Here is a 14,799-nt window from a genome sequence, read left to right on the forward strand (position 1 = left end):
TTTTAGTTAAATTAGCTGCAAAAACAAAGTGTTGAAATATCCGGTTTTCACCTGCAATTTTTTCGTATAAAAAGCTCGACCTTTATCCAAAAAGACCTATAATTCGCCAGCTTTTTTTTCGGTATAAATAATTGGAGATATCGGTAATGACGAAAGTTGCGCTTAAAGCGGTTGCAATGGCAGTGCTAGCAACATCACTAACGGGTTGTATTGGTCAAATGGGTACCTCTGCGGCTGTGACAAAACTGAACTTGTCAGCGGTGGATAATCGTTATGGTCGTGCAGGACTGTTTGTATTGCTAAGCCCGGTTTACGGTATTGCAGCAACGGCAGATATGTTCATCTTCAACAGCATTGAATTCTGGACGGGTAAAAACCCAATCACAGGTCGTTCACCAGCGGTAGTTGATATGCCTGTCGATGCTATTTTCAAAGTAAATAGCAAACTAGATAAAAGCATGACAACAGCGCCATTGGCTAGCGTTCGTCAAAGTAATGTTGATGCAGCAAGCTTTGAACAAATTGATGCTGAGACCCTAGATATGCATGTTGCTTACCAAAATGGTGAGACAGCGGTATTACGTGGCAAGAAAGTAGAAGACGGTGTGGATTTCTACCTTGATGGTCAATTCGTAACAACCGTAAGCATGGACGAATTAACACAATACGCGCATAACTTATCGTAATTGTAAGTCACAGCGAGTATGAAAAAATGGGCGCTTCGGCGCCCATTTTTGTCTCTGTTGTTTAATCCCGCAGATTTTATTTTTCGGTGTTATTTGGGGTTGCGATTGCTTGCCAAAATAAATCAAAAGCGTGTTGCTGAAACTCAGGGTCTTTTGCGTATTCTGGATACTCAACCAGTAAACTGGCGGTAGCCAAGTATTGGGTATGGCAGAAATTAAACAGTAAGGGCCTCGGACGAGGGAGTAATTCCCCGCTGATAATCCCTTCTTCAAGTAAGGCCATCAAGAACCCCATGGTGCTTGCCATCATTTCGTGTTGCTGTTGAACACTAGAGTGTGGGTCGCTTGCCATTTGGCGTAAAAATTGTAACTGGGTTGGGTGGTGTAATGCCCACTCTAAGGCTGTTTGCCAGTAGTGCTCGACTTGCGCTTTTAATGACAACAAGGGATCGGCTGGCGTCATCGCGGCACTTAGCTCAGTTTTGGTGAGCAGGTATAAATTATCAACCAACTCTTTTTTGGTCGCAAAATGATGAAAAAGCGTGCCATTTGCGACCCCTGCTTGTTGGGCTATTTTGGCGGTCGCAGTGCCTTGGATCCCATGTTCGACAAAGAGGCTAAGGGCGGTATCTAATAGTTGCTGCTTTTTATGGCTGGCCATTTTTTCTCTCGTTTTTCTGCTTGGGATACAAAAATGTTAGCGAATAAAAAAGGCTAACATGATTTTTTGAATAATACCGCCATACGGTGGCGTGACTAGTTTACCGGTATTTATTTTCCCGCGAGTGAGCACAGTTTTGGCTTTGGAAAAGGTTAAAAAGCCTTCATGGCCATGATAGTGCCCCATCCCTGAAGGGCCGACACCGCCAAATGGTGCGTCATCTGCTGCAACCTGAAAGACGGATTCGTTGATTGCCATCCCCCCAGCGTGAGTGGTGGTTTTTACCCGTTGCTGTAGTTCGGGATCAAAGCTCATCAAGTAAAAGGCTAGCGGGCGAGGACGTTGCTGGATATAGGTTAATGCATCATCGATTGAGCGATATGGCACGATAGGTAAAATTGGCCCAAAGATCTCATCTTGCATCAACTGCATTGTATCTTTAGTTTCGAGTACCAAATGCGTCACCATGCGGTGCTGCTCGTCATTACGGGCGTCATCATGACACGGAATTATTGTGGCGCCTTGTTGCTTAGCATCGGTTAAGTAATCGCTTAGTCGTTGGTATTGGCGGGCATTGATCACCGAAGTGAAGTCTTTGTTTGCCACTCCTTTCGGGTACATTTTATTGAACTGCTTTTTATATCCTTCAACAAAATCACTCACTTTTTCTTCAGGTACTAGCGCGTAATCGGGGGCGACACAAATCTGGCCACCATTGAGGCTTTTACCAAAAATCATCCGTTCAACGGCAGTGGTCAGTGGCATATCAGGGGCGACCAACACGGGTGACTTTCCGCCTAATTCCAGTGTGACTGGAGTCAGGTTGTCGGCAGCGGCGCGCATGACATGGCGACCTACAGTGGTTGAACCGGTGAAAATTAAATGGTCGAACGCTAGGCCGCTGAAGGCCGCAGCGACATCGGCCTCTCCCTCAACTATGCTCACTTGCTCTGTGGTAAAGGCTTCGGCTAACAGATCAGTGAGCACGGCGTTGGCTTGGGGTGTGAACTCACTCAGTTTGATCATTGCACGGTTGCCGGCAGCAAGAGCGGTGATCAGTGGTCCCATGCTTAGCATTACAGGGAAATTCCACGGCACGATAATACCCACAACGCCCAGAGGCTGATAAATCACTTCCACTTTTGCCGGTGCAAGTAGTAGCCCTGCATGACGGCGAGACGGCTTCATCCACTTCTTCAAGCGTTTAATGGTGTAATTAATATTAAGAATACAGGGCAGAACATCACTGATCAGGCTGTCATGGTTACTACGTTGACCGAAGTCTTGGTTGAGTGCTTGGCATAAGGCTTTTTTATGGTTCAGTATTGCCTTTTTTAGGGCTTTTAAGTGGCTGATACGTTCAGCGAGATCTGGATAGGGCTGTGCATTAAATGCTTGGCGTTGTTGGTCTAATTGGTACTGAAGCTGAGTGATATCGAAGTGGTCAGTGACGATATTATCGGAAGCTGGATGATTAGAACCGATTTTATCAGGAGTTACGCGCTCGGAAACAGTAGAGGGTGCCACAGTCATGATCTCGTCCTTAAAATTACCTAAGTAAAATAAACCGACTAATTAGTCGGTTTTTAAAGTATAGGCAATAATAGCTAAGGTGCAAGTTAATAAGATCACAATTTTGACGAAGGCTTAATGTCGGCGATGCCCGCTGCGATCAGCATGGAATACCGCAGTAAATGCAGTGAAATAGTGCCGAAGTTGTTCGGCTTGCTGAGGTTGATTTAATAATGACAGTAGTGCAATCCCTGTTTCGCAGGTACATAAATTACCGGCTTGCTGGTTACGACGGAGCTGATATTGAGAGAGTGCTGTTGGCGTTAAACTTAGGCGGGGTAACGTCGCGAGCCACGGGCTTTTTCGCACCATTTTTCGTGCTTCTTGCCAAGTCGCGTCTAACAACACAAATAGTGGTATTACGCTTGATGTTGCCGCTGTAGAGCATGATGGCTGTGGTTCTGGTGCGACCGTAAATGGGGTCGCGGGATGCTCATTATCAGCAGGAAATAGTAACCAAGGTTGATAGAGAGGATCGGCTAGCTTATCAATTAGCGCTGTTGGTGAATTAACCCGATCCCAAATAACGCGCTCGCAATACGGCAAAGTTCGGATCATGAGTTCGCCTGTATTGGTGGCTTTGCGGCATTCATTTGGGTGGGTCAGCAACACAAAATGAGCAGAGCTGGTTAACTTGGGTTCATGTGAACAAATACAGTTATGCGTGAAGCCACAGCGTGGGCAAGACATACGCGAATTCTCAATAGTATGGGTTTAATCAGAGAGGGGATTGTGCGGTAATCAAGCTGTCGCTGCAATATGAGCAACGACAGCAAGGTGTTCAGTAGAGGGATTTTGTGGATTATGGCTGACGTTTCAGCTGTAACCCCCCGTCGCCTAAACTGTATTCGTTGCCGTTGATGATTTCATCATGAGCGATGAGTCGTTGGCCTTTTTCGGTGTCTTCAAGGGTGTAAATACGCTCACTCAGTAGCCGACGGCCTTGGTGCGAGGTCATCATTACTTTGACACTGTCTTCGCTGACTTGCTGCCATAAACCTTCTTCTTCTAGTGCGGGCTCATTGCTGTCGTATTCATAGCGAGTTATAGCTGAGTGATCGGGCAACAGAGTGAGTGTGGTTGTCAGCCCTGGAGTGTTGGTGGCATCGGCCGTCGTTTTGTATTGGCCGACCCAATTAGCGGTTACATCGGTAGCCCCCAAGGTGGCACAGCCTTTGAATTTTTTACCTTGCCAAGTGAGGCTTGATTGCCACCCGTAGAGCGAATCACTCATGGTGTCGTTGCAATGGCCTTTGGTAAGTACTAAGCGGAAATCGTTGCCTTGGTACACTTGCTTGCCCGACGTGGCTTGGCGTTGCGTGATCGCTTGTTGCTGATTATTCGCACCCATTTGCGAGAACAGAATCGTATCTTTTTGAATCTTAACGTTCCAGCTTGGCTCCATGCCAAATGCGCTGGTGGTATGGGCACTCATTTGGCAACCGCCACGCATTTCTGCGGATAGAAGGTTGGTTTGTTTTACCCTTAGGCGACCGTCGTAATCCGCGGCAAAACCATCTTCTGGAGCAGGTTCGAGCATCCCGATGACTTCGGCATACATTGGCTCATAATTGTACGGTGCAATTTTTCGAATTTCGTTGTGGTCACTAGGTGGAAACACAATCCAATATTGCTTAGTGCTGTTACAAGGCTGGAAGGTGTAGCTTTCATGGCCCCATGTCACCATGCCGCGCATCATAAAAGCTTGAACTTTGGATCCCGAGCCAGTCTCGGTATTGGCGAGGACACCTGATACGGCATCGGTAGCCGGTGTTGTTTGGCTGGTATTACCCGTTTGGTCGGGTTGGCTGGCACAGCCTGCTAATAACGCGAGAGTTGCGAGTGGCAGCGCCAGCGGAGTCCAAAGCTTCATCATTTACCTCTTCATCGAGAGTGGTGGAATATAGTATGGTGAGCATCATGCTCCTGTGCGTTATGAGCTTACCTGCTATAACTTCAGATAACAAAGACCCTGCACCAAGAGGCCTTTCATGGCGAAATGGTTATTTAAAACAGAACCAGATGCGTTCTCGATAGACACTTTAAAACAGCAAAAAGTTTCATGCTGGGAAGGCGTACGCAATTATCAAGCCCGTAATATGATGCGCGATGCGATTAAATTAGGTGATGAAGTTTTTATTTACCACTCGTCTTGTAAAGATGTGGGCGTGGTAGGCATTGCGACTGTCGTAAAAGAGGCATACCCCGACCATTTTCAATTTGATCCGCAAAGCCATTACCATGACCCCAAATCGACCCCTGACAATCCGCGTTGGATCATGGTTGATATTGAATACCAACGTCATTTACGTTTGGTGTCGTTAAAACGGATGAAGGCGACAGAAGCGTTGGCTGAGATGCCATTGGTGCAGCGAGGGAATCGTTTGAGCATCATGCCTGTGACAGAGCAAGAGTGGACCACGATATTACAAATGACCGGGCAGTATTAAACGGTCGCTAAAACAAAAACGACTTTGGCGCATAGGCGGCAAAGTCGTTATCAGTCAGCGGGCTGAAGATTACAGCACGTTTTTGACGAGGTAATGAGCCACGGCTTCATCTTCACATGAACCGATCACTTCATTGTTTGGTAGTGCACGTTTTACTTTTTCATGTGCCGTGCCCATGACTAAGCCTTTCCCTGCCATCGATAGCATTTCAGCATCGTTCATGCCATCACCAAAGGCAATACAGTCGGCGAGTGTTAAGCCTTTTTCTTTGGCTACCGCTTCAAGGGCATGGCCTTTGGATACGTTGGCATCCATGACCTCTAAGCACCATGGTGTTGAAAATGCGATATTCGCTTTATCGCCAAATGCGGCGTTAAATTTTTCTTCCCACTCCACTAACTTGTCGTGGTCTTGGTCATCTCGGGTAAAAAAGACTTTAGCAATGCCATCGACTGGTGGATTTTCGACATCAAATAGCTGGTAGGTGAAGGTCTCGTGGAAATCACGTAGCTTTTCATCTTCAGTATTGAGTAGCCACTGATCGTTTTGATAAATATGAATTTTTAGCTCTGGGTCTGTTTTTGCCATCGCGATTACGCCTAAAACGACTTCGGCTGTTACATCTTGCTTGAAGATCGCTTCGCCTTTGCAGTTGTGCACGCGTGCGCCATTAGAGGTGATCATGTACGCTGGAATGCCTAACTCTTCACGCATACCCGCCACATCAATGTGATGACGGCCAGTGGCGAAAATGAAATGACGGCCAGCTTGGTGAAGGCGATTTAACACTTCTTTGGTGTAAGGCGCGAGTTTATGATCCGGTGTTAATAAGGTGCCATCCAAATCTGACGCTACAATCTTGTACATGAACATTCCCACTCTGAGCTATCTCGGCGGCACAATCGCTGACGAGGACAGGATCGATTCTAAACCACTTTTGCGGAAGGAAAAGAGGCTAATTTATTTCGATTCGCTTTCCGCTTTTTTAAAATGTGTCAAAGTGGCAGCCAATATTGGGGTGCGGTACTTATCTTGTTCGAACAATAATTCGTGACGTGCACCATGAATGACTTTGATCTCGCAATCACCGCCAGCTTGGTTTACCGCGTGGTGGAAAACATCGTGGGCCGAGTTATCGACGACGGTGTCGTCACTGCCTTGGAGCAGTAGCACTGGCGCTGTTATTTGATAGGCGTGCTGCACACATTTTTTGGCCGCTGCCATCCCTTGCCATACCCAGCGAGCACTTGGGCCCCCAATTTTCAGCTCTGGTTTATGTTCGTATAAGTCACGAAACCATTGATAGCGAACTTCACTTTGGCTCAGTTTATTATCCAAAAACGGTTTTGGATAATAAGGGACTTGCCCCGGCGCATAGTCAGGTTGGCTTTGCAGCTGCTCGATAACACGTGCTAATGGTGATGCGATCGGCTTCATCCATTGGGTTAAGTGGATGCCGTGCATCGGTGCACTTAACACGACGCTGTCGAAGAAATCTGGGTGTTGCTCGACAAAAAGCGTACCGACAGTGCCACCCATCGAGTGCGCCAGCATGAAGTGTTGCTGGTAGCCGCGTGGGGCGACAACGGTATTAATGAAAGTATTAAAATCGTCGACATAATGATCAAACTCTTCCACGTGGCCTAATTCTGTATCGTCAACGAGGCGATCGGAGACCCCTTGACCACGATGGTCGATCGCAAAAACATCGTAACCTTGTTGGGTTAAGTCATAAAAAAGTTCTTGGTATTTCCAATAACTTTCGATGCGGCCATTGATCACTACGATGGCTTTATCACGGTTAAAACCCGTTAAACTGACCCAACCGATAGTCAGATCATCAACCCCTTTGAATTCACCTTCTTCTCGTTGTTGCCACAATGCCGCAGCGGGACCTTGCATGGTCTCTGCAAAGTGAGGTTCGAGTGAAAAATCATAAAAGTGTGGAGGTTGCGCTGTCATGCTAGCTCTCAAATTGAGGGTGGAAGGAGACCAAAATAATTCAATAAATATGAGTGGTTCAGCCCATAAATTGTTGTATGTCAGTATAACCTAAACTGAAGAGTAGCGAATAGAAGGCAGCAAGTTGCTTTAAAACCTATTCTGCTGTTAACTAGCGCCAATATTGATAGCTTTGTTTATTGAGCTCGCGTAAACGCAGGAGTATGTTGTGAGTGTTGATATTTGGTTAGCCTATTTGGCGACGGCGATTGTTTTTAGTTTTGCTCCAGGTTCTGGTACGGTAAATTCCATTAGTAACGGAATGGTCTATGGTTTCCGTAAGTCGTTGTCATCAATTATCGGGTTACAAGTTGGCTTAACGTGCCACATTATCTTGGTAGGGGTTGGGCTGGGGGCTTTGGTGGCTCAGTCGGCAACTGCGTTTACTGTGATTAAGTGGGTCGGTGCGCTGTACCTGATTATTTTGGGGATCCAAAAGTGGCGTGAACGTGCAACCTTCGATCTCAATCCTCAGCAAGCGTCAGTCTCAAGTAGCCGTTTGTTCCGTCAGGCGATTTTGGTGAATTTAACCAATCCAAAGAGTATTGTTTTTTTGGTGGCGTTATTCCCGCAATTTATTCAGCCGTCTGCACCACAACTGCCACAATTATTGATATTGGGTGTGACGACCGTGATGGTTGATATGTGTGTCATGCTGGGATATGTCACCTTAGCTTCGCGTTTATCGGGCTACATTCGTTCAGAGCGTATTATGGGGGCGCTTAATCGTGTCTTCGGGTCAATGTTTATTGGGTGCGGTGCATTATTGGCATCAGCGCGAGCATAGCACTGACCGTTCTTTGTTGCTTAATGTTGGTGTTTCATGAAATCAGGTAATGACCAAGCTATGTATTCTTATGTTGCGCGTCAGCCGATATTCAATCGGCAACAGCGCACGGTTGGCTATGAATTACTGTTTCGTGATGGCGAGAATAATGCGTTCCCTGATATTGAAGCCAATAAAGCGACTAGCCGCCTGTTAGTGGAAAACTATATGGCGGTTGGCGATAACGCTGCCATCTCAGGGCAACGTACTTTTATCAACTTCCCGCAAGACAGCCTACTTCAATTGTTACCCCTTCTATTGCCTAAGCGCAGTATCGTGGTTGAAGTCTTAGAAACGTGCGAACCCAACGATGCGCTTTTTACTGCGATAAAATTATTGTGCCAACGTGGCTATATTATTGCGTTGGATGATTTTGAAATGTCCCCAGCTTGGCGCCGTTTTTTACCGTATGTACGAATTATCAAACTAGATTTGATCAAGCTTGGTATCGAAAAATCGTGTGATTTCGTCAATCAGTATCGGTCACGTAAGCTGAAATTTTTAGCAGAGAAAGTGGAAACCAAAGATGAATACGAGACCGCATTAGCCGCGGGTTTTCATTTTTTCCAAGGGTATTATTTCTGCAAGCCTGAATTACTTAAAAATCGGCAAGTTGAGCCAGAGAAACTAAACACTGTTTTGTTGTTGCAAGAAATTTGCCGCGATCCTGTTAATTTCAAACGCATCGAACAGATCATTACCAGCGATGTATCTTTGTCGTATTTATTACTGCGTTATGTCAATGCCGCGTCTAACCGAACCGTTGAGCCGATCAGCTCATTTCGCCAAGCCTTAGTCTATCTAGGGGAAGATAAAATCCGCCTTTTTGTTGGGGTGGTTGCAACTGCCCATGCTGCGTTAGATAAACCGAGAGAGTTGTATTTGATGTCGCTACAACGCGCGCGGATGTGTGAATCGTTAGCGACGGGCAGTGGAACCCGAGAACAATCGCATCAAGCATTTTTGGTGGGGATGTTTTCGTTGTTGGATGCCTTGTTGGATACATCACTGGATCAGCTGGTGAAAGTGTTACCGTTACAAGAAGATGTGGAAGCCGCGTTATTGCATCATCAAGGGCGATTAGGTCATACATTGGCGTTATTGGAAGCGTACGATCAGGCTAACTGGCATCTTGTCAGTGAGTATTGCGAGCAACTTGGTATTGCTGAAAATGCCGTTACCCGCAGTTATCAGCAAGCATCCCGTTGGTCTGAGGATATGCTTCGCATTCAATAAGCGCGTGAGAGCCAATGTTGGTCTGCGCGTGACGATGAACCTTTTGTGAAACCCTGCTCGATATTGCCTATCTCCTCTCAGTTTTATTTACACTGCTTCTTTTGGACTTGACCATTTTGTTGCGCCACCGTGTGATCACAAACGGGCAGTGCGATGAGTGGTAATAAAAAGGAATGCTGTGTCTATCTTTGCTGTTGTCTTGGTGGTGATATCCGCCGTTATTCATGCCAGTTGGAATCTGTTGGGTAAATCACGTACGCCTACGCCGACGTTTTTTGGATTGGCCAGTTTGGGGGCTGGTATCTTGCTATCACCCGTTCTGGTGTATGTATTGAATCTGCCTATTTCATTGCCCATGACTTTTTGGTGGTTGCTGCTGGTCAGTGGCTTTTGCCAGATGGTGTATATGGCCGCATTGGCATTGGCTTATCAGCAAGCAGATGTGGGGGTGGTATACCCGATTGCTCGCGCATTGCCTGTCTTGATGGTAGCGGTGATAACGGCGCTGTTTGGGCAATCGCTGCCTGTGTCTGTGTGGGTCGGTATGGTTGTCGTGACTCTTGGTTGCTTGCTGGTGCCGTTAGTGACGTTTAAGCAGTGGCATTGGCGTGCTTATACTCAGCTGGGTTGTTTGTGGGCACTGGTAGCCGCGATCGGTACGGCTGGCTATTCGGTGATCGATAAATCTGCACTCAATATATTGGCGGCGACAGGCTTACCGTCATGGTTGATGGCGATGTTTTACTTGGGCGCCCAGTTTTTGGCGACTGGGTGTTGGCTCAGTTTATTCTCTGTGCCGCGTTCGGGGCGCAAAGAATTAGCCAAAGTATGGCAAGACCGAAAGATCGCTTTAGTGACAGGAGTGATGATGGGGGGGACCTACGGGCTGGTCTTATTTGCAATGACCCTGACGGACAACGTTAGCTATATCGTTGCTTTGCGTCAGTTGAGTATTCCTGTTGGAGTTGCTCTGGGGATTTGGTTGTTAAAAGAACCGTCCCACCGTCCACGAGTCATTGGGGCCGCGTTGGTCTGTATGGGGTTAATGGCGGTGTCATTGCGCTGATTTTATCGCTAATGGCCTCCAGATAAGACAACGCCGAGCAAGGCTCGGCGTTGGTATTTACTCTTTATCGGTTGCTGAAGAAGGGGGAAGTCCTTCAGCTAACAGCGACTGATTAGCCACCGACATTGTAGTAAGTTGCCGCGCCAGGACCAACTGGAATACCAAGCACAAACACCCACACATAGAACATGATGCTCCAGCCAATGACGAACACAATCGAGTAAGGCAGCATGGTTGAAATCAGCGTACCTAAGCCCAGATTTTTCTGGTAACGCGAGGCGACAGCCAGAATCATCCCGAAGTAGCTCATCATTGGGGTGATGATGTTAGTAACTGAATCACCAATACGGTAAGCCGCTTGAATCGTCTCTGGTGCGTAGCCAACCAGCATCAACATAGGAATGAAGATAGGTGCAGTGACTGCCCACTGTGCAGATGCAGAACCGATCATAAGGTTGATGAAGCCACACATTAGAATGAAAGCGAAGAATAGCGCAGGACCAGTCAGACCAATAGATTGCAGGAAGTCTGCTCCACCTACCGCGAATACCTGACCAAAGTTAGTCCATTTAAAGAACGCCACAAACTGCGCAGCAAAGAACACCAATACGATGTACATGCCCATCGATGACATCGATTTAGACATCGCATCAATGACATCGCGATCACTCTTCATGGTCCCAACTACTTTACCGTAAACAAAGCCAGGGACTGCGAAGAACACAAAGATAAAGGCAACAATGCCTTTCAGGAACGGTGAACCCGCCACTAGACCTGTGGTTGGGTGACGTAAAATGCCATCAGCAGGCACAATTGTTAGCGCTAGCAAGCCAGCAACAACCAGTGCAGCCACACCAGCTAAACGCAGGCCTTTTTTCTCTAAGTCGGTCAGCTTACCCATCTTGTCGCCAGACAAGTCTTCAGCGGCATCGTCAGGATTGTATTTACCAAGCTTAGGCTCGACGATTTTCTCGGTAACAAACGCACCCATGATGGTAATCGCGAATGTAGAAGCAAACATGAAGTACCAGTTAACTTCAGGACCGACAGTGTAGTTCGGGTCGATCATTTGTGCTGCAGTTTCTGTAATACCTGACAGCAGTGGATCAACCGTACCCAGCAGAAGGTTGGCACTGTAACCACCAGACACACCAGCAAAAGCAGCAGCTAAACCAGCAAGCGGGTGACGACCCAGAGAGTGGAATAACATTGCAGCCAGTGGGATTAGTACCACATAACCTAGCTCAGATGCAGTGTTAGAAATGATACCGGCGAATACAACAACCAAAGTCACCATACGGCGAGATGCGCCCATGACAAGGCCACGCATTGCAGAAGATAGGAGACCTGAGTGTTCTGCAATTGCCACACCTAACATGGCAACCAGTACGGTACCGAGTGGTGCGAAACCGGTGAAGTTTTTCACTAGGTTTGCCACGATAAGCTGTAAGCCTTCGGCATTAAATAAGCTAACCACATGGATCATACCGTCAGCAGCACGACCAGCAGCGCCTTCAGGGCGAGGGTCGACAACGGAAACTTCGAAATAACCTGCAATCCCAGATGCCACTAAAATAGCGACACAAAACATAGCAAAAAGGGTGATTGGGTGAGGTAGTAAGTTACCTAGCCACTCAACGGTGTCGAGAAAGCGGGTAAAAAGGTTTTTTTTAGGCGCTTTAGGGGCCTGTTGTGAAGCAGATGAGTGCATGTAGATTCTCTTCCTTTTCGTTTTAATCCCATCAATGGGAACATCTTTATGTGCGAAAGGTTACGCTATTGTTAACGCTGTGAACAAGAGGAAACTATTTCAAAATGTTTCCAGTGTCACATAAATGTCTGCATTTTGTTAATAATATAGATGTTTTGGTTGTTTTTTTGAGCAAAAGCAGAGCGCAAATGCGCTCTGGTGTTGTGTGTTGTGTTGCATTTTAATGCTTTGCTAAGTGATTGATTGATCGTTAATGAGAATGCTTTCGCGGTAGCGAGGTGGCTTTAACATAATTTGGATTGCCGAACGGCAGTAAAAAAGATCTATTCTGTCACATGTTTTTTACATTATTTTAGATAGAGAACCGATGAAAATTGCCGAGTTCGGTCAAAATGCTGTCAATTCGCTTAAAATGAATGATGTTGTGGTTAATGATTCCTGTTGGCTATGCTACAAAAGATAAGATGTCGTTCTGGTTGGTGGGGTGCACATTGCGTCAAAAAATTTATTTCTTCGATTTATTGCGCTGTGTGGCGGCGATTGCGGTGGTGGTGATCCACGTGCTGGGACCTTACCGAGAGCAGTTAGGGAGTATCGCGAATACGGATTGGGCAATCGCGATAGGCTTTAATAGTGCAAGTCGGTGGGCTGTTCCTGTCTTTATTATGATCACAGGCGCACTGATGCTGACAGATAAGCGCGAGTTCGTATTGGATTACTACTTGAAAAGGCGACTCGGCAAAGTGTTGGTGCCATTTCTGGTGTGGTCGGTGTTTTATGCTTGGTTATCAGGTGTGTCACTGAGCGGATTTGATGGCGGACTGGCATGGCACACTTTGCTTGAGCTGCCGTTCCACGAGACCTATTACCACCTTGGCTTCTTCTATTACTTTATCCCTCTGTATTTTGTAATTCCCTTTTTCCGCTGGGCTGTGCAATGTGCCGATCGGACGGCGGTTATAGCTTTCACTGCCTTATGGCTCGGCATAACAACATTATTTCTATTTAAAATTGATGGTCCTTGGAGCCAGCAGTTGGTGTTGTATAGCGGGTATTTATTGCTGGGGTATTGTTTGTTTCACTACCAATGGCCTGCGCGACGTTGGTTGATTGGACTGGGTATCGTTATGCTGGTGGCAACAGCGTATAGCGTGATAAGTGCGAGCTTTGCTGCCGATGAATATACCGTCGGACGGTGGCTATCGTACAAAACGGTGAATACAGCGTTGATAGCCGCAATGGTGTTTACCCTTTGCCAACGTTATGGTGAAGGGCTGAAAGGAAAAGCACAGCAGAGTATTGGCTTTATAAGCCGCTATAGTCTTGGTGTGTACTTACTGCATCCGTTGTTCTTGTGGCCCGTACGTGCCTTTGACCTTTATTGGGGATCGCCATTGCTGATGATCCCACTCTGGACGGTGGTTTGTGGCGGATTAGCATTAGCCAGTAGTTACTTACTGGCGAAGTACAAACTAACAGCATGGCTCGTGCCGTGATGTGTGGCGAGGCAAAGTAGGCCGGTTAGCGTGGTATTGGTCTTATTTAGTCACGCTGTAAAGCAAAGTGCAAAAACTGCCTGCCGCGGTAGGTCATGATGCCTTGATCCCCAGGATTGAGCGCCTGAAAATAATGAATACCCACCATAAACTCTCGTCTAGGCCCGCCTTCGGTGGGCTCGACATAGATCCAGTACTCCTCATTGTCATCCCCAGGTTGCGCCCCAATAATGGGATTGCTTTGTTTATCGAGCACGCAAACCTCGACTTTTTTTTCTGGGGCCTCAAGCCCAAGGCTATGGCGACGGTAAGAATAGAGAAAATAACTGATAGCGATAGCCAGTGCAGCCAACAAGGCTAGCGGAATCCAAAATGGCATGAGAGAGCTCCTTGAACAATGTCTGCCTGTATTGATCGCCATTTTAGGGGGAAAGGCTACGACGGATCCCACAAAGCGTGATCTAATCAGGTTTTTCACTGAGGATGCATAGCGCATTGTGAGCATTAGCGGACTTTTTTTGCTTAACGTTAAACAAAGATTGCATTGCGTAGGTGAGGCAGTAATGTAAAAGAAGGCATACAACACATCATCATTATGTGAAAGTCGGCGTTGTTGATGAGGGTTGTATTGATAAAAGGGAGATAGCCTATGGCCAATATCGAAATGGTCGTGACAAAGACACGGCGTATCGAGCACTTACTGCGTGAGCATTATCATGCGGAAGGCAAAGGCTTACATCAGTTGATCACCAGCTGTGAAGAGCGACTACCACATGAAGTGATTCCCAAATTACGTTTTATTGCCTCTGTAAGAAATAAAACCGTTCATGAAGAGGGTTACAAGCTTGATGATAAGAAAGGTTTTATTGCCGCTTGTCGTCAGTGTGAAAAGGAACTCACACCTCGAAGTGGTCGTTTTATTTGGGGATTAACATTGTTAATCGTACTGGGCTTTACTGCGCTAGCATTGTGGTTTTATTCGGCGAATTGGCACAATATTAATTTAACGCCATAGTGATAGAAGGTTCAGGAATTAGGCAAAAGTGAACGCTTAATTCAGATATATTCAGAATGAAAAAAGGGCACCCATTGGG

Annotated in this window: 15 protein-coding genes; 7 read left to right on the forward strand and 8 right to left on the reverse strand. The window is 46.6% G+C overall.

Annotation, left to right across the window (positions count from 1 at the left end; genetic code table 11):
- Nucleotides 1-146 precede the first annotated feature (146 nt).
- Entirely contained in the window at nt 147-686 is a 540-nt protein-coding gene (locus tag ASV53_RS06885) for a DUF3332 domain-containing protein (protein ID WP_062688209.1), read from the forward strand.
- A 76-nt stretch (nt 687-762) separates the two neighbouring features.
- Here ASV53_RS06885 and ASV53_RS06890 read toward each other — a convergent pair whose 3' ends face one another.
- The 4 genes from ASV53_RS06890 to ASV53_RS06905 form a co-directional block, all read right to left on the reverse strand.
- Complete coding sequence (locus ASV53_RS06890) at nt 763-1,347, reverse strand: TetR/AcrR family transcriptional regulator (RefSeq protein ID WP_094956563.1); 585 nt, start codon at nt 1,345-1,347, stop codon at nt 763-765.
- Nucleotides 1,348-1,383: 36 nt separating this feature from the next.
- Nucleotides 1,384-2,880: a coniferyl aldehyde dehydrogenase gene (locus ASV53_RS06895; protein WP_094956564.1), complete on the reverse strand. Its 1,497-nt coding sequence runs from the start codon at nt 2,878-2,880 to the stop codon at nt 1,384-1,386.
- A gap of 114 nt (nt 2,881-2,994) precedes the next feature.
- Nucleotides 2,995-3,609, reverse strand: coding sequence for a tRNA-uridine aminocarboxypropyltransferase (locus ASV53_RS06900; protein WP_094956565.1), 615 nt, complete (start codon nt 3,607-3,609; stop codon nt 2,995-2,997).
- Nucleotides 3,610-3,721: 112 nt separating this feature from the next.
- The gene (locus tag ASV53_RS06905) at nt 3,722-4,795 is read right to left on the reverse strand and encodes a COG3650 family protein (protein ID WP_094956566.1); all 1,074 of its coding nucleotides are present in this window, start codon (nt 4,793-4,795) and stop codon (nt 3,722-3,724) included.
- Between the two features lie 115 nt (nt 4,796-4,910).
- Between ASV53_RS06905 and ASV53_RS06910 the strand changes: the two genes are divergently transcribed.
- A complete protein-coding gene (locus ASV53_RS06910; RefSeq protein ID WP_094956567.1) occupies nt 4,911-5,369 on the forward strand; it encodes an EVE domain-containing protein in 459 nt (152 codons plus the stop codon).
- Between the two features lie 69 nt (nt 5,370-5,438).
- On the opposite strand, the gene ASV53_RS06915 is transcribed toward ASV53_RS06910, so the two are convergent.
- Nucleotides 5,439-6,236 carry a Cof-type HAD-IIB family hydrolase gene (locus ASV53_RS06915; protein ID WP_094956568.1) on the reverse strand — a complete coding sequence of 266 codons (798 nt, stop codon included), beginning with the start codon at nt 6,234-6,236 and terminating at the stop codon, nt 5,439-5,441.
- A 93-nt stretch (nt 6,237-6,329) separates the two neighbouring features.
- On the reverse strand, nt 6,330-7,331 hold the full coding sequence (locus ASV53_RS06920; protein ID WP_094956569.1) for an alpha/beta fold hydrolase: 1,002 nt from the start codon (nt 7,329-7,331) through the stop codon (nt 6,330-6,332).
- 208 nt (nt 7,332-7,539) lie between these two features.
- Here ASV53_RS06920 and rhtB point away from each other — a divergent pair, with 208 nt between their 5' ends.
- The 3 genes from rhtB (at nt 7,540) to ASV53_RS06935 (ending at nt 10,498) form a co-directional block, all read left to right on the forward strand.
- Nucleotides 7,540-8,157, forward strand: a complete 618-nt coding sequence (gene rhtB / locus ASV53_RS06925) for a homoserine/homoserine lactone efflux protein (RefSeq protein ID WP_062688222.1) — start codon at nt 7,540-7,542, stop codon at nt 8,155-8,157.
- Nucleotides 8,158-8,217: 60 nt separating this feature from the next.
- Complete coding sequence (locus ASV53_RS06930) at nt 8,218-9,432, forward strand: EAL and HDOD domain-containing protein (protein WP_094956572.1); 1,215 nt, start codon at nt 8,218-8,220, stop codon at nt 9,430-9,432.
- A 178-nt stretch (nt 9,433-9,610) separates the two neighbouring features.
- Nucleotides 9,611-10,498, forward strand: a complete 888-nt coding sequence (locus ASV53_RS06935) for an EamA family transporter (RefSeq protein WP_094956570.1) — start codon at nt 9,611-9,613, stop codon at nt 10,496-10,498.
- A gap of 112 nt (nt 10,499-10,610) precedes the next feature.
- Here the strand turns inward: ASV53_RS06935 and ASV53_RS06940 are convergent, their stop codons facing one another.
- On the reverse strand, nt 10,611-12,209 hold the full coding sequence (locus ASV53_RS06940) for an AbgT family transporter (RefSeq protein WP_062688224.1): 1,599 nt from the start codon (nt 12,207-12,209) through the stop codon (nt 10,611-10,613).
- 491 nt (nt 12,210-12,700) lie between these two features.
- On the opposite strand from ASV53_RS06940, the gene ASV53_RS06945 reads away from it, so the two are divergent.
- Nucleotides 12,701-13,705, forward strand: coding sequence for an acyltransferase (locus ASV53_RS06945; protein WP_094956573.1), 1,005 nt, complete (start codon nt 12,701-12,703; stop codon nt 13,703-13,705).
- A gap of 46 nt (nt 13,706-13,751) precedes the next feature.
- Here ASV53_RS06945 and ASV53_RS06950 read toward each other — a convergent pair whose 3' ends face one another.
- Complete coding sequence (locus tag ASV53_RS06950) at nt 13,752-14,084, reverse strand: DUF2500 domain-containing protein (RefSeq protein ID WP_062688226.1); 333 nt, start codon at nt 14,082-14,084, stop codon at nt 13,752-13,754.
- Nucleotides 14,085-14,354: 270 nt separating this feature from the next.
- Here ASV53_RS06950 and ASV53_RS06955 point away from each other — a divergent pair, with 270 nt between their 5' ends.
- On the forward strand, nt 14,355-14,720 hold the full coding sequence (locus ASV53_RS06955; RefSeq protein ID WP_062688228.1) for a hypothetical protein: 366 nt from the start codon (nt 14,355-14,357) through the stop codon (nt 14,718-14,720).
- Nucleotides 14,721-14,799 lie beyond the last annotated feature (79 nt).

The organism is Photobacterium sanguinicancri (assembly GCF_002265265.1).
In the GTDB taxonomy this organism is placed as follows: domain Bacteria; phylum Pseudomonadota; class Gammaproteobacteria; order Enterobacterales; family Vibrionaceae; genus Photobacterium; species Photobacterium sanguinicancri.

Excerpts from the sequence above, each read along its gene's own strand:
- ASV53_RS06895 (WP_094956564.1), bottom strand. The coding sequence starts at position 2,880 with ATGACTGTGGCACCCTCTACTGTTTCCGAGCGCGTAACTCCTGATAAA.
- ASV53_RS06955 (WP_062688228.1), top strand. The coding sequence starts at position 14,355 with ATGGCCAATATCGAAATGGTCGTGACAAAGACACGGCGTATCGAGCAC.
- ASV53_RS06910 (WP_094956567.1), top strand. The coding sequence starts at position 4,911 with ATGGCGAAATGGTTATTTAAAACAGAACCAGATGCGTTCTCGATAGAC.
- ASV53_RS06950 (WP_062688226.1), bottom strand. The coding sequence starts at position 14,084 with ATGCCATTTTGGATTCCGCTAGCCTTGTTGGCTGCACTGGCTATCGCT.
- ASV53_RS06885 (WP_062688209.1), top strand. The coding sequence starts at position 147 with ATGACGAAAGTTGCGCTTAAAGCGGTTGCAATGGCAGTGCTAGCAACA.
- ASV53_RS06900 (WP_094956565.1), bottom strand. The coding sequence starts at position 3,609 with ATGTCTTGCCCACGCTGTGGCTTCACGCATAACTGTATTTGTTCACAT.
- ASV53_RS06890 (WP_094956563.1), bottom strand. The coding sequence starts at position 1,347 with ATGGCCAGCCATAAAAAGCAGCAACTATTAGATACCGCCCTTAGCCTC.
- ASV53_RS06905 (WP_094956566.1), bottom strand. The coding sequence starts at position 4,795 with ATGATGAAGCTTTGGACTCCGCTGGCGCTGCCACTCGCAACTCTCGCG.
- ASV53_RS06940 (WP_062688224.1), bottom strand. The coding sequence starts at position 12,209 with ATGCACTCATCTGCTTCACAACAGGCCCCTAAAGCGCCTAAAAAAAAC.
- ASV53_RS06920 (WP_094956569.1), bottom strand. The coding sequence starts at position 7,331 with ATGACAGCGCAACCTCCACACTTTTATGATTTTTCACTCGAACCTCAC.
- ASV53_RS06915 (WP_094956568.1), bottom strand. The coding sequence starts at position 6,236 with ATGTACAAGATTGTAGCGTCAGATTTGGATGGCACCTTATTAACACCG.
- ASV53_RS06930 (WP_094956572.1), top strand. The coding sequence starts at position 8,218 with ATGTATTCTTATGTTGCGCGTCAGCCGATATTCAATCGGCAACAGCGC.